Genomic DNA, 23,325 nt, shown 5'->3' with positions numbered 1-23,325 from the left:
ATCTGGATTCCGGCACGACGGTCGCACTGGCCGTTACCGCCTCCGCGATCGGACAGATCATGGCCACACCATGTTATGCCGCAACGCTGCTGCCGGTCAACTATCAGAAGAAGCTGGTTGAACAAGGCAAGCTGGAAGCCGCAACCTGGGTTCCGGTCTGGGGCAATATCGTGAAGTTCCTGTTCCGTTTCATTCCGACCTTTATCTGCCTGTACTGGGGGCAGAGCGCCATTGAAATGCTTGTCGCCAATTCGCCGCAGTGGCTGATCGACATCATGACAATTTTCGGTAACCCGATGCCGCTGATCGGCTTCGCGATCTTAATGAAGCTGTTGGTCAAGAACCCAACGGATCTGATTTTCTTCACCGTCGGTTTCGCGTTTGTCGGCGTTCTGGGCGTTGATATGCTGACGGTCTTAGTGTTCGCGCTGTTGTTCGCCTTGTATGAATTCAAGATTAACCGCAGCCGGAAAGGAGTGCAGAACTGATGACGAATACACCGGAAACCAAGAAAGCTTCCGTGCTTTCCAAGAAATTGATCCGCAAGTGTTATATCAACTGGATGTGCTTTAATTTATCCTTATATCAGCCGGAAACCATGCAGGCGCCGGCGATGGTTAAGATGTTCGGCGATATCCGCGAGGATCTGTACCCGAACGATCCGCAGAAGCAGCAGGAGCTGATGGCCCGCCATTTACCATTCTTCAACACCGAACCGTTTATCGGCTGCTTGATTCCAGGCATTACCCTTGGCATGGAAGCGGAGAAAGCCCGCGGCGAGGACATTCCAGAAGACCTGATCACTTCGATCAAATCCGCGTTAATGGGACCGTTCGCAGGAATCGGCGATGCCTTGCTTCCTGGGACCTTCATCCCGATTTTGTTGGCGATTGCCTGCGGCTTAAGCGCGGATGGTCAGATTACCGGCGCGATCTTCTACATCGTCGCTTTCTTAGCGGTTATGCTGCCGCTGACCTGGTTCTTATTCAATCGCGGCGTGGCCTTTGGTGCCAAAGCGGCGGAATTGATTCTCGGCAATGATCTGAAGGATGATATCATCAGTGCACTGAACATCGTGGGTCTGATGGTTGTCGGCTGTATCGCCTGTGCTTACGCGAACATCAATCTGGGCTTCCAGTATGTTAAAGACGGCGTTGTGATCGTCGATCTGCAATCCTTGATCAACGGCGTCTGGCCAAAACTTCCGGTTTTCCTGGCAGCGTTAGGCACATATTATCTGATGGCAAAGAAGAACTGGAGCGCGACGAAGATGATCCTGTTGTATCTGGTCATCGCGATCCTCGGTTACTTCTCAGGAATTTTAACGGTCTGATGAAACCCAAAGTACAAGCCTGTCTGGGTCAGCTGATCGTTTCCTGCCAGGCTTATGAGGACACTCCGCTGTACGGTGCGGAAACCATGAAAAAAATGGTCCAGAGCGCCATGCTGGGCGGCGCTCAGGCGGTGCGGTGCTGCTGGCCGCAGGACATTCGGGCGGCGCGCTCGCTCAGCGAGAAGCTGATCATCATCGGCATCAACAAAGTCATGCCGAAAGGCGAAAAAAAACTGGATGACGTCTTTATTACGCCAACGTTTGAAAAAGCGCGGGAGGTTGTGGAGGCGGGCGCGGATATCCTGGCGCTCGACACCCGGATCACCACCAAACGGGGAAAAGCGGAGCTGCTAGCACTGCTCCATGAGATCCACGAGACTTATCCGCATATAGCTGTGATGGCTGACTGCGCGACCTATGAGGAGTGCAGATTCTGCGCGGAAAGCGGCTGTGTCGATATCCTGTCGACGACGTTGTCCGGTCTGGTCAATCCGATTGAAGGTCCGGATACCGAGCTAGTACGCCGGCTGAAACAGGATTTCACCTTGCCGGTCAACGCCGAGGGGCGGATCTGGGAATTAAAAGATATCGACGCTGTGGTCGAAGCGGGTGCGGATATGATCACAATCGGAACGGCGATCACCCGGCCACATCTGATCACCGAGCGGTTTCTCAACCATTACCGGCAGCAGCTGGCCAAGTAACGGAACGGCCAAATGCAAAAGGAATGGACGTTCACACTGGAAGCGGCGGAACTGGCGGAAGCCTATCAGTTCATGGCGTCCCTGCTTCCGCGCAACAAGCGGCGGCGTCTGGCGCTTCTCCTCTGCGTTCCGGCCTTGACTTTGTTTACCGTTTTCTATTTTCATTGGAATGGACAGCCGGCCGCCTGGTTGGCTGCGATCGGACTTTGCGGCTTGTGGATCGGCAAGGTCAGTGGCTGGCTGTGGACGATTTATCTGCATAACCAGGTCAGCAGTCTGCTTCAACAATTACCAGAGGTGCATTATACGCCGGTCACCGCATCTTTTGGAGAAGTGATTAAAATCGGCGAACTGTCATTGACTGCCGCCGATCTTCAATCGATCGTTCCCTTAAAACACACGTTATTGTTTTTCCATCATCAGGATCAAATGTTCATCGTGCCCAACCGCGTGATCGGCAGCGGCGACGAGATTAGAACGTTTTGTCAGGATCTGCTGCGCTGGCAAAAGCAGGCGGCCGCAGGGCGTTCATCCGGTCCCGGAATGACACATCCGTCAAGGAAAAGGAGAAAAACGTCATGATTCAAATTTTGATCGTTACCCACGGGCCCCTGGCCGAAGCACTGAAGATCAGTGCCGGGATGTTCTTCCCCCAGGCGGAACAGATTGCGGCGCTGAGCCTGAATCCGCAGGATAATCCAATGGAATTAAAAGACCGGATCGTCGCCAAAGTCCGGGAAATTGAAGAGGGTGAAGGTGTCTTGATTTTCGTCGATCTGTTCGCCGGCACGCCGTGCAACATGACCGCGCTGGCGCTGGCTGAACTCTCCGACATTCCAATTCAATGCTTCGCCGGCGTCAACCTGCCGTTAGTCATGGAAGCTTTGAGCTCGCTGAGCCAGGGCGATCTGAATTCCATTATGGCGCATCTCAGCGAAGTGGCGCCGGAAACCATGTTGGATTTAAGAAAGAAACTCGAATTATAAGAAGAGAAAAGCCGCGGTGTCCATACTGCGGCTTTTGATGTCTTCAGATTAACCGATGCAGAACACGTCAATCCATTAAGGATTAAATCTGCGCTGCATGTTCAACTTTATACCTAAAAGAAAACCAGCGGCCTCAGATTCCTTGATCTGAATGCTTCACTGGTTTTTATTCTTTTCATTTAAATAATTTTTCTACTCTTAAAGCCTAGGGCCGGCATTCGGCGTTGCGCTCATAAGCTTCGATTTTGTAATTCAGCCGCTCCAATGTTTCATTCATCTCGCGGATGCGTTCGATCAGCTGTTCCCGCTGTTCGATTAACAGCTGTTTGCGGGCCTGGATTGTTTCATCGCCCTTCTGATATAAAGCGACATACTCGATCAAGGCCTCGATCGGAAGGCCCGCCTGCCGCATACATTTAATAAACTCTACCCAGTGGCAGTCTTCCTCCGAATAATCCCGGATTCCGCTGGACGTGCGGTTCACCCGGGGGAGCAGGCCAACGCGCTCATAATAACGCAGCGTATCCTGGGTTAAATCATATTTCTTACTGACTTCAGCAATGTTCATCTTGAATCTCCTTTCCTCTTTCTTCGGCTTAAAACCAACTTTTCTTTGATAATGAAAGCCCGAATCTTATTTACCGAACACGTTGACCGCCTGCCGCATATTCTCAGTGACTTCCACGTCAAACGGACAGCGGTTTTCACAGGCATGGCAGCCGACGCACTCGGAAGCCGTATGTTCCAAGACCGCGTAATGTTCACGTACCGTCTCCGGCATTTCCCCCTGCGCCTTCACCAGATTCAAGAACTTCGTCACCGTCGCGATATCAATGCCCATCGGACACGGCGCGCAGTGACCGCAATACATGCAATGTCCCTTCCAGCTGATCTTCGGGAAGGAAGCCAGCGCTGAAGCATAGTCCCGCTCCGCTGCGCTCGCCGTTTCATAAGCCACGCTCTGGCGCAGCTCCCCAACGGAATGCGCACCTGGCAAGACAGTGGCGACACCTGGCCGGGTTAAGGCGTAATGCAGACATTGAACCGGCGTCAGCGCTTTGCCTGCCGGCGACAGCTTCTCATCCAACAGATCGCCACCGCCAAATGGCTTCATGACCGTGATGCCGACGCCTTGACGCTGGCATAGTTCATATAAGGCTTCCCGTTGGGGATCCATATTGACTAACGGCTGGGCGTAGCTTTCATCCGCCCACAGCTTTTCCAGATCCTCGTCGCCCGGCTGCAGGTCATAGCATGGATTGACACTGAACATCAACACCTCGATCAGACCGCTTTCCACCGCCTGAATCGCCACCTGGGGATTATGACTGCTCAACCCGATGTGTCCAATCCGGCCTTCCTGCTTTAACTGCTGCGCATAGCGCATCACCGGCCCTTCCGCCACCGCCTGCCAATCCTTCAGCGAATCCACGTAATGAATCATGCCGATTTCCACATGATCGGTATGCAGCTGATGTAACAAATCCTCAAAGCCGGCCTGGACTTCTTCCAGTATACGCGTGCGCTTATACTGACCGTCTTTCCACACCGAGCATAAATGGGCCTGGATAATAAACTGATCGCGCCGGCCCGCCAGCGCTTTGCCTAAATGCAGACGCAGATTAGGATCCGGCGAATACAGATCAAAATAATTGATTCCTGCATCCGCCGCCGCGTCGACTAACGCATAGGTTCCCATCCCTTCCTGTTCCGTAAATCCTTCGCAGCCCAGTCCGATTTCACTGACCTGTAAACCGGTGTTGCCCAACGCTCGATAGATCATCTTCCAGCCCTCCTGTTTTCCACTACCTTTTTTCTTCCTCTATCGTAACCCTTAGAGCTGACTCCAGGTCAAGCTTTTTTTATTGATTTCCTATAAAAGTGATTTTCTATAACGGTAAACAAGGAAAGAATCCTCTAAACACTTTCAAACATAACCCTTTATTATAATTGTAATTATAATAATTTGAATTATAACCCGGATGAAAATGATCAGTGATCGTTTAGTTACAAAAAAATAGGAAGCCAATTACAATATAGATTAACAAATACAAAAAAACTGAGACCACCACGCTTCAGCCGGTTGTTTCTCAGTTTCTTTTCCTGCTTTCAATTTTAACTTTTCTTCACTCTCCGGAACATCGTATTCAGGAATTTTGATCGCTCATGGCCGCGGCCAGACTGCGCAAAACAACCCGATAGGCCGGGTGATATTGATGCCGGAACAGATCGGAATGATGAACCGGCCCGCCCGGATAACCGGCCAGCCAGGCGTCCAGCGTTTGTTCGTCAAACGGCAGCTTGTCTTCCTGACATAACCGGCGCATTTCTTTCAGCTTCGACTGAAAACTGTCCTCCGATCCTGAATGCTGAGCGGCCGTCTGCCGCATTGCATCAAAGATCGCTTCCGCGTCTTGTTCCTTAAGCCCGGCCAGATGCAGCCGGACCAGACCGCTGCCGATCTCATCCCAACGGCGTTCGACTTTCCGCTGTGCGTTTTCAGCGATCTCCCGTTTTAAATACTCCAGCATGCCCGCCGGATCCCCAATCAGATGCTCGCAGCCAAATTCGTTCTGATAAATCAGCTTCACGACATCCTGCGGCTGCATCGCCGGGTACTGTCCAACATGCCAAAGCAGAATCTCGTTCAGCTCGCTCACGCCAGTTTCGCCTTCTGTAGTGCGTAAACGACCGCCGGCAGAAGCAGCAGCTGCAGGATAATCCCCGGCAGCGCGGTGACGAACGAAGCCGTCATCCACATCTGAATCGAATACGCCCCGGCTCTGAAAATCAAAGCGTTCATCAGGCCATAAACAATCCGGCCGCCGATCATCGCTGTGATTAACGAAGCGTACAGGTTCACCAGCGGTTTTTCCGTTTTGATCAGCTTGATCATCGCTCCGGCAAGCAAGCCGTACACTGCCAGCTCACAAATCATGCTTGGCAGATAGGCCGGCCCCGGCATCCCCGTGATCAGCGACGATAAAACCGGGGTGAAAATCCCGCAGATCAAACCGAGAATCGGTCCGCAGACTAAGCCGCACAGCAGAACCGGGATGTGCATCGGCAGCATCACGCTGCCGGCGTTGGGAATCATGTGGAAAGCCATCGGCAGAACGACGCCCAAGGTCATACACAAGGCAGTAATAATTAAGTGTTTCGTGTTTTTCATCTTTGTATGCTCCTACTCAAAAACAACAGTGCTCTGCCGCTTGGAAACCTTCGTGATTTCCGCATTCGCTTTTTTGTTTCCGGTAAGACATAAGATTCCGGCTGCAGCCGGAACCGGGAATCAGGCGATCAGCTTCAGGATCATCGCCGCCGCTTTTTCAATCAGCTCATCGACCGGGCAGTCCTGCACCCCGGCGATCAGAATACCGCAGCGGTTCAGCGGAATCAGAACCTTTTCCGCCTCGCTCTGTCCAATCGCGGACGCCATCTTCGGCGTGATTTCCCCGAGCATCGAATCCGCGACGACAATCGACGCCGGACCGGCAATCACCGCGGCCCTCCGCGCTGCGACGAGAACCGGGTTTTCCCCTGTCGCGCCCTGCTTTGCTTTGCCTTTGAGCATCGCCGAGGTGGCGGCGCTGTTGGTGCCCAGCGCTAACAGCGAAAGATCCGGCTTACCCTCAAGCAGCTGATCGCAGAGCTTCCTTCCGATCATGCCGCCCTGACCGTCGATCACGACAACTAACGGCGCGTCTTTTTTCATCCAGGATCCCCTCTTTCCGTCCTCTATAACATTAACACCTGTAGTTGACTCCAGGTCAAGCTTTTTTTAGAATTCCAATGAAAAAACCAGAGAAATTTCTCTGGAAGAGCGAAAAGATTCCTATATTTTTAACCCGATATCACAGAAAAAACGGTGCAACTGAGCGAAATCTGTCCGCGCTTCGCACCGGCTTCATGCTTAACCCAAGTCTTTTTTCTTCAGCCTCAGCACATAGTTGGAATCGTAATACAGGCCCAGATCGTCGCACAGCCGCTGGTTGACCGCTGTCAGCGCGTCGTGATAGCGTTTGTAAGCCGGCGATAGCGCGATCATGCTTGGAATAAAAATATCATTATATCCGGCATCCTGAAGCCGTTTCATGAATTTACGCTGGCTGACGAAGGCCGGATGGTATTTCATCGGGAAGCTTGTCTTCATCTTCACTCCGCTTAACACCTGTTTTTTCAGTTTTTCATAATCGTGATCGCTCATTTCGATCATCTGCCGCATGCGTTTTTCCATCGTTTCCGTCTGATCAAATAAATTCAGACGATTCAGCTTGTATTGAAGATAGCTGATCAGCCGCATGACCAGCGGGACTTGAATCGTCGTCGTATCCCAAAACGTCAGGATTCGCTGATATGCGGCCTGCTGCTCAGGGCTCGTGATCCGCATCTGCAAATACGGCATAAAGTGATGCATAAAGTAATAACCGGTAAAGCCCGGGAACATATCCTGAATTGCCTGGCCGATCGTTTCGTAGTCGATTTGCTGGAACGCCTCATCGAGATTGCCGTCGTCCAAATATTTTTCCAATGATTGTAGCTGTGTCTGATCCTGTTGCAGCTGATCTCGCTTCTGCGCCAGAATTTCCCGCAGCCGTACCGGATCTTCTGTATTTAACAGACTTTCAATATCTTTGATCGCAATCCCCAGCTTGCGGTACAGCGATATTTTTTTCAGCCGCTCTAAATCCTGCGTACTGTAATTGCGGTAGCCGTTTTCATCCCGCCGGACTTCCAGCAGCCCTTCCTTTTCATAGTATTTCAGCGCCCGCTGGCTCAATCCCAGATGTTCGGCCGCTTCGTTAATCCGCATCGTTTCATCACCTCGCAGTCTGAGTATAAGCCCGGACGCGGCGTCCGGGTCAAGCGAAATCCCTTAATCGAAGATAAAAAGCTTTTCGATAGGTTGATCAACAACGCGGGAGATATCAATCGCCAGCTTTAACGACGGGTTGTACTGGGCTTTTTCCAGCCGCATGATCGTTTCCCGGCGGACATGGACGAGCTCCGCCAGCTGTTCCTGGGTCAGGCCCTTGGCGACGCGGTATTGTTTTAACTGACAGGTAAATTCCGGCATCGTTCTACTCCTGACGTTCATAGCGATATAACAGATATTCGCTCATGAACACCGTAACGGCATAGGCCAGGGAAATTCCGATGGTCAGATAGATCGCAACATAGTCCAGCTGTTGACTGAATAAACCAAAGCCGACCAGCCACAGCATCAGGAAGATCAGGCTCATGCCGATCTTATACGCTTTTAACTGCGCTTTCAGACGGTGTTCCTCAAACATTTCATCCGCCAGCGTATCAGACAGCTTGCCTTCGTAGTAGAAACCGAAAAAGCCGAAGAAGATGAAGAAGAAAAACGGAAAGATCACGCGCTGGGTTGTATAGGTCCAAAAACCAAGAAAGCCCAGAAATCCAAATAAACCAAACAGTCCCATCCGTGGATCCAGATGCCGGGTGTAGCCAGGCTGTCCCTGCAGACGCTGCCGTCTTGCGGCTTGAAACAAACGGAAGCCCAGTGCCAGAATATACACGGCAAACAGCGGCACCGCGATCAGCATCGGCAGATCCTGAATCCGGAACTGATAGGTGGATAAGTCCATCGGTGCGACCCAACGGCTTTCATTGTAAAGAACGGAGTAAGCACAGGATGCCAGCATTACCGCCAGAACCAGACCTCCGGCGATCAGCCAACGTGTCATTGACTTTCGATTCATCAGAGCACCTCCAAGAGATTTATTTCTCTCTTTATGAGACAAATATATCACGCATATATTGAAAGTCAATCTTTTTGAGATAAATAGATCACATTTATTTTTTTAGTTTCGATATGAAAAAAACACCGCGGTTCTCCACGGTGCTTCAGCAGTATTTTAGAATGGATCAGCCCAGGCTTTCAGCGCATCAGCCCCAATTGAGGAAGCAAAGCGCCGGCCTTCGCAAAGAACCGCGCCGGAACAGGAGCATCGAAGTTCCGCGTTGGTATTGCCCATCCCGCTGGAACCGGAAGTCGCAAAGGGAATCACTTTTTTGCCGGTCAGATCATATTGTTCCAAAAAAGTATTGATGATCGTCGGTGCGACATACCACCAGATCGGAAATCCGACGAAGATTGTGTCATAGTCTTCCATCTTTTCCACCTTATTTTTCACTTGAGGCCGGAAGGTTTTATCCTGCATTTCCACTGAACTGCGGGACTGCGGATCGTTCCAATTTAAATCGGCATCGGTATAAGGCGTAACCGGCTCAATCTGAAACAGATCGGCGTTGATTGCGATAGCCAGGGTTTTGGCGACTTTCCCGGTTACTCCGCTGGCTGAAAAATAAGCGACTAATTTTTTACTCATTCCATTATTCTCCTTTTACTCCAAATAGGTCACGGTCTCGGCAAGCGGCTTGCGCTGACTGTGCGCCGGCAATGCCTTAAAGCCTTCCGCCGCATACCCCAGATCGAGAACCATCAGCACTTCTTCATTCTCCGGCAAATTCAACAGTCTGGCCATGTCTTCTGGATTGAAGTAATTGACCCAGCAGCTGTCGACACCCGCGTTTTTCGCCGCCAGCAGCATGTGCGTCGCAACGATCGTCGCATCCTCGACGCCGGAATCGCGCTGTCCGCCCGGATAGGTAAACACGTTATTCTTATCGAAGGCAACCACGATGACCGTGGACGCGTTATACCGGCATGGCGTGACCTGATCCAGTTTTTCCAGTATAGCCTCGGACTGGATGACGTAAATTCTCTGTTCCTGCAAATTCTTCGCTGTCGGAGCCAGCCTTCCGGCTTCTAAGATTGCTTCCAGCTGTGCTTTTTCCACAGGCCGGCCGTCGAATTTCTTACATGAGTAACGATTTTGAACAACTTGAGTGAATTCCATCTTTCATGCCTCCCTCCATCTGTTCGTTCCGGTATTATTCTATGATTTCTCCGTCGAATCGCTTTGCGAGTTGATTCAAAATGAAAAAATACCGAAGACGCTCAGATTTATCCTGATTCATCTCCAGTATAGTTCCAGATTTTACAAATGTAAAATGCTTATCTTCTCTGGTTTGCGATTCATTTTCCGCATACCGGATAAAGCGATTGGCTTCCTTCCTGAAAAATTGAGCCGCCTGCCTGTGCCCGGTTTCGGATATTGCCGAAAGAAGGCTGTCCGGTTTTTGGTTCACCGCAGCGCGATTGTGATTTCATTATTATCCGGCGTCGCTTCGCTGAGCATCGCCTCCAGATACTGACCGAAAAACAAGTCTTTTCCTGTGCTTTGCCATAACCCCCAGGCGGGATCCTGTAAGATCCGCTCCGCGTTTTGCGCCAGCGTTCCCGCAAAGATTTCATCATTCATTGTGACCACCAGCTCAACCATCGCCGCCTTTTCCTGCGGACTCAGTTCCAGCGCCTCAAGCGCCCTTTGTGTTTGCCGCCGGGTTGTCTGATCAAAACAGAGCTTCGCCTGACCTTGCAAGTCAGGATCAGCCAGTGATTCGGTCTGATAATGCAGCGTGCGGTCCGCATCCAGCGTAATCACGCCGTAATGCAGCGGCGCAACGGACAAGGAGGACGTTGCGATATCCGTGAGCCCGTCCTGCTTCTGAATGTGCTGAATATGCATGTGTCCGCTGAAATTCACGCGCACATCATAAGTGCTGAGCAGCGCTCGGACGGATTCGGCTCCCCGCGCGGTAAATCCAGAGGAGAACATCGTTGTGTGATCAGCCAGGTTCTGATGACTGAGGGAGAGTACAGTTTGTTGATCAGCCTGCGCTTTTTCCAGCTGTGTCTCGATCCAACGCTGCGTTTCTTCGCTCACAACGCCCGGATCTTCCGGACGATTGGCGTCGATCAGCAGCAGCTGAACGTCTTCCGCCAACGGGACAAGGCAGCTCAGCGATTGAGGATCGCAGCTGATTGCGGAATGACGGGTCAGATTCTGATAGATCGCGGCAAACTCCGCAGCGCTGACCGATTCGGTGGGCCGGGCCTGAGCCTGACTGAAGGAAGCAGCCGAAGGGTTATTCAGATCATGATTGCCGGGAATCACCCACACGTCGATGCCGGCTTCTGTCAGACCCTGCAGCTTCTGCGCCAGCCGCTGATGGCTGAGCTTTTCGCCGTTGAAAGTCAGATCACCGCTCAGCAGGACAGCCTGCGGTTTCTTCTGCAACATTTCCTGAACGAACTGATCGACGAGGGCTTCACTCTCTTCCGTCAGCTTGCCGTCGCTTTGCTCAATCAAACGTTGAAAGCGTTCGCCCTGATCATGCAGCTCAGGCGCTAAATAATGCAGATCCGTGGCGACGACCAGCGTCAGCGGCTCGTTCTTCTTCGGCAGTGTACTTGCTTTGGCGCACCCGCTTAACAACAGGGCGCTGACGGCGATCCCGATTTTCCATTTTCCCGTCATGGTCTTTCTCCTCTGCCGTTTCACTCGGCCCGGATTCCTGTCCGGGTGATCCAGCCGTTTTGCAGCCGGGCGTTCACTCGCTCACCGGCAAACTCCACCGTGACGTTCATCGGCTGCGTTAATCGGACATGGACCTGATCCACTAAGGTTTCCCGCGGCCGGATCGTCAGTCCCTTCGCCGTGTTTTCCACCGTGCAGTGAAACGCGTCCCGCCGGCCGTCCTCCTCATGAACATAAGCGCGGGTTAATATGACTTCCTCCACGCATTTAAAAATCTCATGCACATCGTTGTCGCAGCAGCCACCCTGATCCGTCGTCACGTCCGGCCAGCTGCCGAGATAGCCGAACACCGCGGTATCTTTGGGCGCATGATACCAGCCGCTGATCATTCCGACGCGCTCCTCCGCGATCGTCCGGGCCTGAAACTTTCCGCGGCCGGGGTTTTCCGGATCCGGAACGAAGGTCATGACCTCGCGGTGCGGATCGGGCACAAACGCCCAGTTCAGCGTCTTGTTTTCCACATCCAGCAGACTGATGCAGCTCATCAGCGTATTCATCGCGTCGATCAGATATTCGCGCCGGCCGCTCAGCAGATACAGATCCATCATGCCGTACACCTTCCAGGCGCTCCAGCCATGCGGAGAATTGATCATGTTGCCCATTGTCAGCACGTCGTACTGCGCCTCCCAGAACCGCAGCGTCGTTCCGCTGCAGCGGCTGTCCGCCACGACACTCCGTTCCAGACAGCGGTGCTTGCGGACTAAGCATTCTGCCGCTTCGATATACGGCCGGCGTTCTTCCGGCTCCAGCATTTTCGCCAGCATCGTCAGCTGCGCGACAGAGCATGTCAGCATCCCATCCTCCAGCGTGGCCTGGCCTTCGGTTTCAATGTTATCGCGATGCAGCGCCAGCTCATCAATTGCCCGCTTCGCCGCCTCAAAGTGCCGCTGAGCGCGCGCATGCCAGGAAGCTTCCGGCTGCCGGCGTTCTTCCAGAACCAGCTCGAGCAGGCTTTTCGCAATATAAATAACACTTGTGTAGTGCTTTCCTTTGCCGTTGCAGAAAGCACCGTCTTCCCGCTGACTGTGTTCGATCAGCCAGTCAGCCAGCTTCGCACCCAGCTCCAGCGGTTCCGTACTGTGCAGCGCGGCGCCGAGATCCGCCATTAAACCGATCATGCAGGCGGTGTTCTGAATTCGGCCGGGATGCACGGTCGGGCAGCCTTGTTCAACGTCAAAGCCCAGCGACACCAGTTCGCGGACCTTCTCAAGATACGCCGCGCAGTCAAAATCCAGATGATGGAGAATCGCCGCCGCGCCGGTAAACAAACCATACCAGCTTTCGCAATGAGTTCCCATTTTCTGCGGCTGACTCAGCGACTGACGCGCCGCTTCTTCCATGATCGTCCGCCACGGATGGATAAACTGCACCCAGGCTTCGCTCTGATGCTTCCCGTTCGAGACTGTCAGACGAAGTTCACGGGGCTGATCTGATTCCAGCCGCACTGTATACACGCCTGACTTTTTCAGCAGACAAGGCACTGGCCGGCCTTCAGCCATCAGCGTCGGTTCGGTCCGGGACAACAGTTCAAATTCCAGCGGACTCCTGCATTCCGCGCTCCAGCGCTCACCCGCGAAAACCGGTACGCCCTTTTCCGCCAGCCACGATGGCACGGTTTGTTCCGGAGCCAGCTCCGCGATTTCAATCCGCCAACGGCGCGTTTCCCACGGCTTAAGCGGCTGGGATTGAGGATGCCGGTCCGGCAGCTTCCCGCTTTGCAGAAAATCCAGACAGAACGTCATGATCCGATGTCCGCCATCCGCGAAAAACCGGTTGTAGTCGAGATGCCAGCTGGCGATCGGATCCGGACTGTAAATCCCAAGCCGCCGGCCTAAAGGACTGGACAGAAAACCCCAGAAATACGTTTTCTCGCACCGCAATAGCGTCGGCACGAACACCGTGTCCCATTGCGGATAGCTTTCCATGGCGCAGTCCAGCCCGATGCGCAGCCCAGCTGATCCAGCGGCATCGTCTGCGAGCTTTGATTCTCCGCTTCCGCCTCGATGATCAGACTATCCCCTTCCGTCTGGAAACGATAACGCAGCTCCACACCGAAGAAGGCTTCCTTAAACCAGCCTTCCCGATAACGCGGTGTCGTTGACGTGCGCAGTTCTTCCCCTAACCGGCATTGCCAGGCCGGACCGCCGTAGTCATCCTGCCGAAAAGACACCGCTTCCTCATGAAAAACACAACTTTTTATTTTTCCTGTTTCCGTCCATTCTAATTTCATTGATTCCGCTCCTTTAAAAATGACCGCGAATACACGCCGGACTCCGCGATCTTCCTGATGTTAGTTTCTAACAGATCTCTATAAGATTCAAGCTCTTTTGATTCCACTTTTCTACTTTCGCCCGTTCTGACGCAAAAAGGCCGGTTCACCGACCTTCTCTTATCCGTTATGAATGACCGTTTATTCTTTACAGGTCATGGAAGACAGGCTGCATCTGATCAAACGTGCAGTAGCTGTCAAAACCCAGCGATTTCAGAAGTTCCTTCGCTTCGCTGATCCCGGCTCCCAGATGCTCTGGTTTGTGACTGTCGCTGCCGATCGTCACGATCCGGCCGCCGCATTCCCGGTAACATTTCAAAATCTCGATGGAGGGCATTGTTTCTGTCAATCCGTAGCGCTTCGCCGACGTATTGATTTCAATCCCCTTCCCCTCCGCGACGACCACCTTCAAAATCTTCTCAATCCATGGTCTGACCCGCTCAAACGGATAAATTCCCGCAGGATCGTAGCGCTTGATCAAATCCAGATGTCCCAGTACGCTGTAATGCTTATATTTCTGAACAACCTCCAGCAATTCCTGATAGTAGCGTTCATTGTATTCCTGCTGTGATTTCCCACGCTGGAAATCCTGTGTCCAGAGTTCCTGATTTTCCACCTGGTGGATCGAAAGAAGAATAAAATCCCAGGAATACCGTTTGAACAAGGCCTCAAACTGACCGATCGTATGAACCTGAACGCCAAACTCCAGCCCGATTTTGAGCGTGATCTGGCCGCCGTATTTCTGCTTCATCCGATCAATTTCGCGGATGTAGCGCGGCGTGTCGACATTCGCCAGCGGATCCTGCCCCCGATATACAATCGGCTTGCCGCTGTCCCAGTCTTCCTTGATTCCATAATCGACATGATCGGTAAAGCAAAGCTCGTCTATTTTCATCCGGATCGCATCCTGAACGACGCTTTCCATCGGATAAACGGAATCGTCGCTGAATTCGGTATGGACATGATAATCCGCAAACATCGTGTTCCCCTCCTTGACTGATATCTCCAATCTATCCATAATTATAGAGTGAATTTTTAATCTTTTCTATTCTTATCCTGCGTATTTCTATAACAATCCTGCGAGGTGAATGATGAAAACACAAGTAGAACTTAACGCTGACGCATCGGAAAAAATCCGCTACAACGATCCGGCCTATCCGATTTATCATTGTCCGGGCCGGCTCTCCGATTATCCCAATTATACCGCGCTGAATCATTGGCATGAGGATCTGGAGTTCATTGTCGTGCACTCGGGATCGATGAGCTACAATGTCAGCGGCGAGATTTTAACGTTAAACAGCGGTGAGGGGCTCATCGTCAACGCCCGTCAGATGCACTATGGATTTTCCCCCGACCGGACAGAATGTACGTTCCTATGTCTGCTTCTGCATCCGCAGCTGCTTTGTCCGCTGCCTTCATTCAAACGGAATCTTATTGATCCGCTGATCGAAAACACTGCGGCCCCCTTCGTTTTTTTGCGGCCGGAAATTCCGTGGCAGAAAGAAATCCGTGATCATATTCTGGCGATTGAAGCCGGAGCTGACACCCATTCTGCCCCGCTTCAGGCCTTGTCCAGGATGGCTGCGATCGGAGCGCTGCTGGTGGAAAACCTTCCTCCTGCGGTTGTAACCGATGTAGAAAATCCGGATCTGCGTTGTTTAAAAGTCATGGTCGGAACCATTCATCTGCGCTTTGCCCAAAAGTTAACGTTGGCTCAAATCGCCGCCAGCGGAGCGGTCGGGCAAAGTAAATGCTGCAAATTGTTCATGCGCTTTCTGAATCAGACGCCGATGGCCTACGTCAATCAATACCGCCTTTATCAAAGCCTAGAGCTGCTGCGGAACACCGCCATGTCCGTAACGGAGATCGCGCTGGCCGTCGGTTTTGGCAGCGCCAGCTACTACGCGGAGGCTTTCCGCAAAGGCTTTGACCAAAGTCCGACGCAATACCGGAAGGAACATAACAGGCTTCAGGTTGCTTGAAATTCATGAGGTTCCAGCGGTTGTTGAACGTTAAAATTTGAGATCAGACGATGTTAAATAGAAGTCGCGAATGTTCACGCTCAGACAGATTGATCTTTCCGCGATTTCTTCCGGCGCATAGACTTCACCAAGATTCAGGCAAGCATACATGGCCTGGGGATTTTGCGTCGTCCTCTGCCAGAAAGGGTATTTTATAATCCCCGGCGTATTCAGTCCCACCCCCAGCTCCAAAAACAATATTTTTTTGTGCGCATGCCGCCGGAGAAAATCGCCATAGCGCCGAGCCGCCGCATGCCAGCCTGGATCCTCGACAAAGGTGGCGTCGATCCGCAGATTCATACTCATCGGTTTGCCGCAGCGGGGACAGCGGGGAATCAGCCGCGAGGGGATCCGAAGATTGGTTTGCGACCGAACCATTTCATGCACAAGCGCCTCATTGTCATAGGTTTTCTGGTGACACGACACGCTGCATTGCCACAGTCCATAATCGCCCTGCATGTAGAACAAGCGGTGATGATCGAATCCCGCCCTCTGGAACTGATGATCGACATTGGTCGTGATCACAAAATAATCCTTCCCCTGCACGAGTTCCAGCAGCCGTTCATACACCGGATAGCGGGCAGGGCTGTACCGGTTCAGCTCAATATACCGGCTCCAATAGGCCCAGTATTCCTCCAGCGTATCAAATGGGTAAAATCCGCCGGAATACATATCTTGAAATCCATACGCATCCGCGAAATCCTGGAAATGTTCATAAAATCGCGGACCAGACATCGAGAAGCCGGCGCTGATGGAGAGGCCGGCCCCCGCGCCGATCACGACGGCCTGCGCCTCCTTCAATGCTTTCCGCAAAGCCGCAATGGCCCCTTCCTGGGACTTGTCTTGTTTCTCTTGCATTGTCAATTCCTGCCTTTCGGATTGATAGAATAAAAGGAACTCTGTTTCAACCTATTCCGGTTTCCCATAACAAACCAGATCACGGATCAGTCGTCGGAGTGTCCCAGCAGTGAGCGGTAAAGCTGAGCATCCTGATCGCGGAATACGTTAAATATAACCTTGAATGGATAGCCGCTGCGGGCCAGAAATGTCCGGACTGTACGAATCGCTATCGGCGCCGCCGTCTGCGGAGGAAAGTGATACTCCCCTGTCGAGATGCAGCAGAAGACCAGCGTTTTCAACTGAAAATCAGCCGCTTTCTGCAAGCACGCGGTATAACAGGAAGCCAGCTGCTCGCAATGCCGGGGTTTCAGGACACCCTGAATTTGCGGACCGACAGTATGCAAAACCCACGAAGCCGGCAGATTAAAGCCCGGCGTGATTTTAGCCTGGCCGACTGGCTCCGGCATTTTTTGTTTTTCCATCAAGGTCTGGCAAGCCTGTCGCAACTGGATCCCGGCCGCCGAGTGAATCGCGTTGTCAATACAGCCATGATTAGGAATAAAGCAGCCTAACAGTGCATTGTTGGCGGCGTTGACGATCGCGTCCGCCTTGATTTTGGTGATATCGCCCTGCCACAGACTGATGCCCGGCTCCAGCTCAGGCAATTCGGTTGCATCGGGTATGACAGAAGAATTCAGTTCAGTCTGTAAATAATCGTCCTGAATCCGCAGCCATTCCGGATCCGCCGGCCAGGGTGGACGGACGTTCATCAGGCCGCGCAGCAAGCGTTGGCACTGAGGAAATTGATCGGGAATTTCTATTTGATCTTCCCATCTCTGTTCACGCAGAAGCTGACGGATCAGCCAGACGCAGCGCTCCTGCTGATTCATGGCTCGCGCACCACAGCCTGCTTAGGGCAATGCTGCTGGCACTGCCCGCAATGCAGACAATGTTCCTGACGGATGTGCGCCTGTTTGCCGGTCAGCTCAATACACTGCTGCGGACAAACACTCAAACAAACGCCGCAGCCGTCGCACTTCGCTGTGATCCCATACCGCATGCCTGCCGGTTCGACTTCGCCGATCGTAAAGCGCTGGCGATAAACCGGCCGCTGATTGAGATCGAAAATCTCACCCTGCCCTTCATAAAGCTCAAACATGACCAACGCCTGCCGGGTTGTTCCTGGATAAATCCTCTGCATATAAGGATTTCGTTCAAAGGCCAGATCCAGCAATCCCGGATCCGCCGGCCGCACTTGGCCTCGCAACGATACGGAAATCCCCGCCTTTACCCCCGACAGCGCGATAAACTTCTGCGTAATCAGCTGATCGTAAAACGCTTTGCCGCGCGCGGTCAAAAAGATTGGTTTCCCGTCTTCGATCAACATGATGTCGATCGCCCGGGTCTGCGGATGTCCGTCTTCTCCCAAGGTCGCGGCGATAGTCGAATGAATGTCTTCCTGCAAGATTCTTAAAATAGCTTCCTTTTCCATAACTCTGTCCCCCTTTCTCCGCTAAAAAGCGGCCGACCTCAACGGTCTGCCGGTTTGTCGGTTACAGCGTGGTTGCCTGTGGCGGATTACCGGAGAAATCAGCGATCACAGCGTGCGCGTTTGCCAGATAGAAGACGACGAAGATCGGATTGTCCGGCGTCTGATACTGCCCTTTGACAATCGGATTTTCAAGGCACATTTCCTTAACGGCACGGTTATCCTCAAAAACAACTTTACCATTAAGGCGAATCCAGGCATAAGCCGGACTGGCTACGCTGAGCTCAACATTGGGATTCATCAGCATATCCTGATAGACTTCCTTCGTGTTGTTCGTGCAGAACCACAGCTTGCCGTCTTTTTCACCGGCAAACATGAACGGACGGCACTTCGCCTTGCCATCGCGGCCAACCGTCGCCAGATATTGAACCGGATTTTCGTTTAAAAACTGAATTACTTCCTGCATTTTCTTTTCCTCCTTCAGGTTTTCCACAAAAGGACTTGTGTTTGTCCTTTGTCAGGATTAGAATAGCATCAAAGGGATCAAAACGAAAGTAAGCACTTAATTGTGCTCTAGGTTCCAAAAAGATACTAATGAGGAAAGAAGGGAGATTATGAGCGAAGTAATCCAGGAGAAGCGACTGCCAGCCTGTCCGGTGGAAGTCACTCTGACGCTTATCAGCAACAAATGGAAGGTTCTCATTCTGCGGGATTTACTGCCCGGAGCGAAACGCTTCGGGGAATTGAAGAAATCGATCGGTACGGTGACACAGAAGGTCCTGACGGCGCAGTTAAGAGAAATGGAAGCTTCCGGCTTACTGACGCGCACCGTGTATGCCGAGGTTCCGCCGCGGGTGGAGTACGCGCTGACTGAACTGGGATCAAGTTTAAAGCCGGTGCTCGACGCGATGCAGGCATGGGGTTCGGATTATCAGGCGAAGCATTAGCTCAAGGTTAACGGTTTCACCGCGAATTTCCCCACGATCTGACCTTTGCCACAATTTTTGGACGTAAAAACGACAGGGCGTTATCTGCATCCTGTCGTTTTTAAATAGATCAAATTTTACTTTCGCTGATCAATGCTCTCAGCCCGCAGCTTTACAGCGCGCTGACTACCTTGCCCGCTTTGCGGCCCCAGTGAATCGCGCCCAATAAAGCGGTTCCCGATCCCGGATAGAACGGGCCCACCCAGCCGGCGGACGCCATGCCTGCGGCATACAGCCCCGGAATCACTTCGCCCTGGGTGTTGACGACTTCGCAGTTCAGGGTAATCTTCAGACCGCCGATCGAGCCCAGGTTCATGAACCCTTCTTCAAACGCGTAATACGGACCTTCGATGACTTCCAATCCGGTCGCACGGTCAAACTGACGATCCTTCCCGGATTCTGTGATATCCTTGTTCCACTGATCCAGCGTCGCCTGCAGATTTTCGCCGTCGACGTCAATCTGCGCCGCCAGTTCCTGCATCGTCGCCCCCGTAAAGGCTTTGCCGGACGCGACCATTTCATCCAGCTTTTCTTTGGTCATAACGGCATTCGGACCGCAGATGGTGTAGCAGGCATGATTCGTCTTGGTCATCTCCCGCCACAGTTCGCGCGAAGTCAAAGCATACGTCGTATCTTCGCAGGCGAAACGACGCCCGTATTTATTCACGAAGAAACAAGGCATCAGCGGCGTCTGGCGGTTAATGCCGGCACTGGTCTTGCCTGTCAGGTCGATCACCCCGCCAAAATGCGTCAGCTGTCCGCCGATCGCCGCCGCCATCCGGATTCCGTCGCCGGTGTTGGTCGGCGCCGCCGCGCAGATCGAATTGGCATTGTCATAATACTGATTTGGACTCAGCGCCTTGCTCATTTCCTGATTGTGGTCAATGCTGGATGTCGCGATGATCACGCCCTTATTCGCCTTGATCGTGATGGTTTTGCCTTCCGATATCGCTTCCGCGCCGACGACCTTGCCGTTTTCAACGATCAGCTGGGTCGCTTCCGTGTTATACATAAATTCAACGCCGCTCTTCTCCGCCGCATCATGAACCGCCGTGAACATCCCGGAAGCGCCGACGGCTGTTCCATGAATCCGGTCGGCATAATTGCTCTCATCCGCCATCGGCACATGAGCGGAACCGGTGACGTTGGTGAATTCCAGCCCCAGACTTTCCAGCCATTCGATATGGCCCGCCGAACCAGCTGTCATGTCCTTAACCAGTTCCTCGTCCAGCGTGCTTTCGCCCTCTTCCAGATAATACTGCGCATGTTTTTCCGCCGTATCCTCCTGATAGCTCGTCAATTTTTTCTGAGCCGCGGTGCCGGAAGCCTGGATAATCCCGCCGGAACGGATCGACGTACCGCCGAAGCTTTCCGCTTTTTCCAGAATCAGCGCTTTCGCGCCGGCCTGGGTCGCTTCATAACTTGCGCACATACCCGCGCCGCCGGCGCCTAAGATCAGAACGTCAGTTTCCTTATCCCAAGTCCGCTGTTCCCCGCCGCCTTGGTTTTCAGCTTTCGGCGCTTCATTCGTCGCGCATCCAGCTAACAGTCCGCCGACAGCCAGTGTGGCCGCTGACGCCGCCATGCCTTTGATGAAATTTCTTCTTGAACACTCTTTCAAATTCTTTCCCTCCTTGAAAACAGATATCGTTCATCTATTCACAAGAAAAGTATAAACTGATGAACGATTCATCAGTCAAGCATTTTCAGAGGAATATCAACATAGACGTCGAAATATTCGTCCGCCTGATTGTACTTACTGATCAACAGATAAATGACAAACTCCCGCTGCAGCCGCACGCCTTGTTCTTCCATCGTCTGATATAAACTTTGCAAGGACGCCTGCAGCTGTATTTCAAACTCCGTTCCCCCGACACGAAACGCGCAGAGGCAACGCTGTTCCGCCGGATAAAAAATAGCCTGTTCCGGTAGTGGAAGCTGAAATTCTTTGACCCACGCTTCTTTCAGCACCAGTCCCTGCGCCGACTGTGGCCGCAGCGTCACTTTGAAATCCGGATCGCAAACCGCCGTGAACTCATTGCTGGGCAGCTGCTTATACAACGCCTTCAGCACTGGATCCTCCAGCGCTTCCCGTTTGATAAAATAATAAGGCTCCGTCATCAGCAGCACCGGATGATCGCGATAGCTTTCATAGAAACGAAGCAGGTTCATAAAATTTTCCAGAAAGCGCTGCTTCAGCTGCAGCAGACGGATCTGATCGTCAATTGTCCGCATTTCATTCTGGCAATATTGGAGCTTTTCCTCATTGTCCTTCTGTCGTGTCAGCGCTTTGATCTCGTTCATGGAAAAGCCGAGACCGCGGTAATGCCGGATATAGGAAAGCGCGACGAAATCCTGAAACGAGTAGGTATGATATTGATTGTCCAGCATTTCCGGATTGAGCAGACCGGTGCGGACATAATGGTTCAAGCTTGTTCGATCAATTTCAAAAGCCCGGGATAACTGACCGGTTTTAAACATAGGCTTCACCTCTCGCCTATCATTTTACCATTATTCATGAGTGAATTATCAGTTTCTTTTATTACCTGAGTTTCCCTCGAAAAAACATGGACTACCAGAAATTTCTGTTTGGCTTCATCCTTAACTCAACAAAAAAAGGAATCGCCTTTGAATCAGCCATTCCTCTTCTGTTTCTATTTCTTACTCGTTGCGATTCTTCATGTGCGGGAATAACAGCACTTCGCGGATTGATTCCTGGCCTGTCAGCAGCATCACGAAGCGGTCGATTCCAATGCCGATGCCGCCGGTCGGCGGTAAGCCGTATTCCAGCGCTTCGACATAGTCGATATCCATTTCGCTGGCTTCCGCGTCGCCCATTTCCTTCAGCTTCAGCTGTTCCTCAAAACGCTGGCGCTGATCGATCGGATCGTTCAGCTCGCTGAACGCGTTGGAATATTCCGTGCCGTAGATCAACAGCTCAAAGCGATCTGTGAACCGCGGATCCTTAGCATTCTTCCGGGCCAGCGGCGAAATCTCTACCGGATGACCATAGACAAACGTCGGCTGCGTGATCTTTTCCTCGCAGAACTGTTCAAAGAACAGGTTGATGATATGACCGACCGTGCGTTCATGCGGCTGGACTTCAACACCATGTTCCTTTGCCAAAGCCAGCGCTTCCTCAACGCTCATGGCTTTCCAGAAATCAACGCCCGTGACTTCCTTCACCGCGTCGACCATGTGCCAGCGCTTATACGGAGCTTTCAGGGAAATCTGCTTGTCGCCCAGCGTGAAGTCAGTCTTGCCGAAAACTTCCATCGCGACGCTTTCAAACAGTCCTTCGTTCAGCGCCATCATCCCTTCGATATCGCTGTAAGCCACATACGCTTCCACCGTTGTAAATTCCGGATTGTGCTTCGGATCCATGCCTTCGTTGCGGAACAGGCGGCCGATTTCATAAACCCCTTCCAGTCCGCCGACGATCAGGCGCTTTAACGGCAGCTCTGTTGCAATCCGCAGATAGAAATCCATATCCAGTGTGTTGTGATGAGTCACGAACGGTCTTGCCGCGGCGCCGCCTAAAATCGGCTGCAGCACTGGGGTTTCGACTTCCATCAAGCCCTGGCCATCCAGATAATGCTGAACAGCGCGGATAATTTTCGGACGCAGCATCGCGATCTTGCGGCTGTCTTCATTCATGATCAAATCAACATACCGTCTTCTGAAACGTTCCTCAACATCCTGCAGGCCGTGGAATTTTTCCGGCAGCGGCCGCAGCGCCTTGGTCAGATGCTCCAGTTTCTCCGCCTTCACCGACAGTTCTCCGGTGTTGGTCTTGCAGACATAGCCTTCGATCCCGACGATATCGCCCAGATCGGCAGCTTTAAACAGTTCATAAACCTCTTCTCCAACCACGCCCTTGTTGACGACAACCTGAATCTGGCCATCGCGGTCCTGCAAGTGCATAAAGCCCAGCTTGCCCATCCGGCGCTTGGTCATGATGCGGCCGGCAATGGCGCACGGAATCTTTTTTTCTTCCAGTTCTTCCTGACTTACTTCGCCATATTCTTCCCGCAGCTGTGCGGAGCGGTGTGTGCGCGCAAACGCATGGCCAAACGGATCGATGCCTTTAGCCCGAAGATCCTCCATCTTTTGACGGCGAACCAGTTCTTGTTCTGATAACTTCTGTTCCATTTTCTTTTCCTCCTTTTGCCTATAAAAAAACTCTCAAATCCGATAGGGACGAGAGTTATCATCGTGGTACCACC

The 23,325-nt window shown here is 52.3% G+C and carries 28 protein-coding genes; 7 read left to right on the top strand and 21 right to left on the bottom strand.

Annotated features, from left to right (window positions below; translation table 11 throughout):
* From HOLDEFILI_RS01050 to HOLDEFILI_RS01030, 5 genes are all read left to right on the top strand, one after another.
* Positions 1-488: PTS sugar transporter subunit IIC (locus HOLDEFILI_RS01050; RefSeq protein WP_039863637.1), on the top strand; the 488-nt coding region annotated here is incomplete at its 5' end.
* Complete coding sequence (locus HOLDEFILI_RS01045; protein ID WP_006057459.1) at positions 488-1,333, top strand: PTS system mannose/fructose/sorbose family transporter subunit IID; 846 nt, start codon at positions 488-490, stop codon at positions 1,331-1,333. The genes HOLDEFILI_RS01050 and HOLDEFILI_RS01045, both read left to right, overlap by 1 nt.
* Positions 1,333-2,037, top strand: coding sequence for an N-acetylmannosamine-6-phosphate 2-epimerase (locus HOLDEFILI_RS01040; RefSeq protein WP_006057458.1), 705 nt, complete (start codon positions 1,333-1,335; stop codon positions 2,035-2,037). The genes HOLDEFILI_RS01045 and HOLDEFILI_RS01040 overlap by 1 nt, the downstream gene beginning before the upstream one ends.
* 12 nt (positions 2,038-2,049) lie before the next feature.
* The gene (locus tag HOLDEFILI_RS01035; RefSeq protein WP_006057457.1) at positions 2,050-2,619 is read left to right on the top strand and encodes a YcxB family protein; all 570 of its coding nucleotides are present in this window, start codon (positions 2,050-2,052) and stop codon (positions 2,617-2,619) included.
* Positions 2,616-3,023 (top strand): PTS sugar transporter subunit IIA, encoded by a 408-nt coding sequence (locus HOLDEFILI_RS01030; RefSeq protein WP_006057456.1) that lies wholly within the window; start codon positions 2,616-2,618, stop codon positions 3,021-3,023. Before HOLDEFILI_RS01035 ends, HOLDEFILI_RS01030 begins: the two co-directional genes overlap by 4 nt.
* 205 nt (positions 3,024-3,228) lie before the next feature.
* On the opposite strand, the gene HOLDEFILI_RS01025 is transcribed toward HOLDEFILI_RS01030, so the two are convergent.
* The 14 genes from HOLDEFILI_RS01025 to HOLDEFILI_RS00955 form a co-directional block, all read right to left on the bottom strand.
* Positions 3,229-3,591 (bottom strand): MerR family transcriptional regulator, encoded by a 363-nt coding sequence (locus HOLDEFILI_RS01025; RefSeq protein ID WP_006057455.1) that lies wholly within the window; start codon positions 3,589-3,591, stop codon positions 3,229-3,231.
* Between the two features lie 66 nt (positions 3,592-3,657).
* A complete protein-coding gene (locus HOLDEFILI_RS01020) occupies positions 3,658-4,806 on the bottom strand; it encodes an aldo/keto reductase (RefSeq protein ID WP_006057454.1) in 1,149 nt (382 codons plus the stop codon).
* 364 nt (positions 4,807-5,170) lie between these two features.
* Positions 5,171-5,683, bottom strand: a complete 513-nt coding sequence (locus tag HOLDEFILI_RS01015) for a hypothetical protein (RefSeq protein WP_006057453.1) — start codon at positions 5,681-5,683, stop codon at positions 5,171-5,173.
* Entirely contained in the window at positions 5,680-6,195 is a 516-nt protein-coding gene (locus HOLDEFILI_RS01010; protein WP_006057452.1) for an ECF transporter S component, read from the bottom strand. The genes HOLDEFILI_RS01015 and HOLDEFILI_RS01010 overlap by 4 nt, the downstream gene beginning before the upstream one ends.
* A 120-nt stretch (positions 6,196-6,315) precedes the next feature.
* Positions 6,316-6,738: a DUF3842 family protein gene (locus HOLDEFILI_RS01005; protein WP_006057451.1), complete on the bottom strand. Its 423-nt coding sequence runs from the start codon at positions 6,736-6,738 to the stop codon at positions 6,316-6,318.
* A 198-nt stretch (positions 6,739-6,936) separates the two neighbouring features.
* On the bottom strand, positions 6,937-7,836 hold the full coding sequence (locus tag HOLDEFILI_RS01000) for a MerR family transcriptional regulator (RefSeq protein ID WP_006057450.1): 900 nt from the start codon (positions 7,834-7,836) through the stop codon (positions 6,937-6,939).
* Between the two features lie 63 nt (positions 7,837-7,899).
* Entirely contained in the window at positions 7,900-8,100 is a 201-nt protein-coding gene (locus HOLDEFILI_RS00995; protein ID WP_006057449.1) for a helix-turn-helix transcriptional regulator, read from the bottom strand.
* Positions 8,101-8,104: 4 nt separating this feature from the next.
* On the bottom strand, positions 8,105-8,749 hold the full coding sequence (locus HOLDEFILI_RS00990) for a DUF3796 domain-containing protein (protein WP_039863636.1): 645 nt from the start codon (positions 8,747-8,749) through the stop codon (positions 8,105-8,107).
* A gap of 156 nt (positions 8,750-8,905) precedes the next feature.
* The gene (locus HOLDEFILI_RS00985; RefSeq protein WP_006057447.1) at positions 8,906-9,379 is read right to left on the bottom strand and encodes a flavodoxin; all 474 of its coding nucleotides are present in this window, start codon (positions 9,377-9,379) and stop codon (positions 8,906-8,908) included.
* Positions 9,380-9,394: 15 nt separating this feature from the next.
* Positions 9,395-9,910, bottom strand: coding sequence for a nitroreductase family protein (locus HOLDEFILI_RS00980; protein ID WP_006057446.1), 516 nt, complete (start codon positions 9,908-9,910; stop codon positions 9,395-9,397).
* A gap of 288 nt (positions 9,911-10,198) precedes the next feature.
* Complete coding sequence (locus tag HOLDEFILI_RS00970) at positions 10,199-11,434, bottom strand: metallophosphoesterase (RefSeq protein WP_039863634.1); 1,236 nt, start codon at positions 11,432-11,434, stop codon at positions 10,199-10,201.
* Positions 11,435-11,454: 20 nt separating this feature from the next.
* Positions 11,455-13,419, bottom strand: coding sequence for a hypothetical protein (locus HOLDEFILI_RS00965; protein ID WP_006057443.1), 1,965 nt, complete (start codon positions 13,417-13,419; stop codon positions 11,455-11,457).
* The gene (locus tag HOLDEFILI_RS00960; RefSeq protein ID WP_006057442.1) at positions 13,326-13,724 is read right to left on the bottom strand and encodes a hypothetical protein; all 399 of its coding nucleotides are present in this window, start codon (positions 13,722-13,724) and stop codon (positions 13,326-13,328) included. The genes HOLDEFILI_RS00965 and HOLDEFILI_RS00960 overlap by 94 nt, the downstream gene beginning before the upstream one ends.
* Positions 13,725-13,911: 187 nt before the next feature.
* Positions 13,912-14,742, bottom strand: coding sequence for a histidinol-phosphatase HisJ family protein (locus tag HOLDEFILI_RS00955; RefSeq protein WP_039863631.1), 831 nt, complete (start codon positions 14,740-14,742; stop codon positions 13,912-13,914).
* Positions 14,743-14,854: 112 nt separating this feature from the next.
* On the opposite strand from HOLDEFILI_RS00955, the gene HOLDEFILI_RS00950 reads away from it, so the two are divergent.
* Entirely contained in the window at positions 14,855-15,745 is an 891-nt protein-coding gene (locus HOLDEFILI_RS00950) for an AraC family transcriptional regulator (protein WP_039863630.1), read from the top strand.
* A gap of 30 nt (positions 15,746-15,775) precedes the next feature.
* Here HOLDEFILI_RS00950 and HOLDEFILI_RS00945 read toward each other — a convergent pair whose 3' ends face one another.
* The 4 genes from HOLDEFILI_RS00945 to HOLDEFILI_RS00930 form a co-directional block, all read right to left on the bottom strand.
* Positions 15,776-16,642 carry an SIR2 family NAD-dependent protein deacylase gene (locus HOLDEFILI_RS00945; protein ID WP_006057439.1) on the bottom strand — a complete coding sequence of 289 codons (867 nt, stop codon included), beginning with the start codon at positions 16,640-16,642 and terminating at the stop codon, positions 15,776-15,778.
* An 86-nt stretch (positions 16,643-16,728) separates the two neighbouring features.
* A complete protein-coding gene (locus tag HOLDEFILI_RS00940) occupies positions 16,729-17,514 on the bottom strand; it encodes a protein-ADP-ribose hydrolase (RefSeq protein ID WP_006057438.1) in 786 nt (261 codons plus the stop codon).
* On the bottom strand, positions 17,511-18,116 hold the full coding sequence (locus HOLDEFILI_RS00935) for a 4Fe-4S dicluster domain-containing protein (protein WP_006057437.1): 606 nt from the start codon (positions 18,114-18,116) through the stop codon (positions 17,511-17,513). The genes HOLDEFILI_RS00940 and HOLDEFILI_RS00935 overlap by 4 nt, the downstream gene beginning before the upstream one ends.
* Positions 18,117-18,177: 61 nt before the next feature.
* A complete protein-coding gene (locus HOLDEFILI_RS00930) occupies positions 18,178-18,579 on the bottom strand; it encodes a pyridoxamine 5'-phosphate oxidase family protein (RefSeq protein ID WP_039863629.1) in 402 nt (133 codons plus the stop codon).
* A 148-nt stretch (positions 18,580-18,727) separates the two neighbouring features.
* Between HOLDEFILI_RS00930 and HOLDEFILI_RS00925 the strand changes: the two genes are divergently transcribed.
* Positions 18,728-19,060, top strand: a complete 333-nt coding sequence (locus HOLDEFILI_RS00925) for a winged helix-turn-helix transcriptional regulator (protein ID WP_006057435.1) — start codon at positions 18,728-18,730, stop codon at positions 19,058-19,060.
* A 151-nt stretch (positions 19,061-19,211) separates the two neighbouring features.
* Here the strand turns inward: HOLDEFILI_RS00925 and HOLDEFILI_RS00920 are convergent, their stop codons facing one another.
* From HOLDEFILI_RS00920 to lysS, 3 genes are all read right to left on the bottom strand, one after another.
* Complete coding sequence (locus HOLDEFILI_RS00920; RefSeq protein WP_050766898.1) at positions 19,212-20,720, bottom strand: FAD-dependent oxidoreductase; 1,509 nt, start codon at positions 20,718-20,720, stop codon at positions 19,212-19,214.
* A 71-nt stretch (positions 20,721-20,791) separates the two neighbouring features.
* A complete protein-coding gene (locus tag HOLDEFILI_RS00915; protein ID WP_006057433.1) occupies positions 20,792-21,580 on the bottom strand; it encodes a MerR family transcriptional regulator in 789 nt (262 codons plus the stop codon).
* A 180-nt stretch (positions 21,581-21,760) separates the two neighbouring features.
* Positions 21,761-23,251 (bottom strand): lysine--tRNA ligase, encoded by a 1,491-nt coding sequence (lysS, locus tag HOLDEFILI_RS00910; protein ID WP_006057432.1) that lies wholly within the window; start codon positions 23,249-23,251, stop codon positions 21,761-21,763.
* Positions 23,252-23,325: the final 74 nt, after the last annotated feature.

It is taken from the genome of Holdemania filiformis DSM 12042 (genome assembly GCF_000157995.1).
In the GTDB taxonomy this organism is placed as follows: Bacteria; Bacillota_I; Bacilli_A; order Erysipelotrichales; family Erysipelotrichaceae; genus Holdemania; species Holdemania filiformis.
The sequence above is the reverse complement of the archived record's forward strand: the minus strand, read 5'-3'. Positions and strand labels throughout refer to the sequence as shown.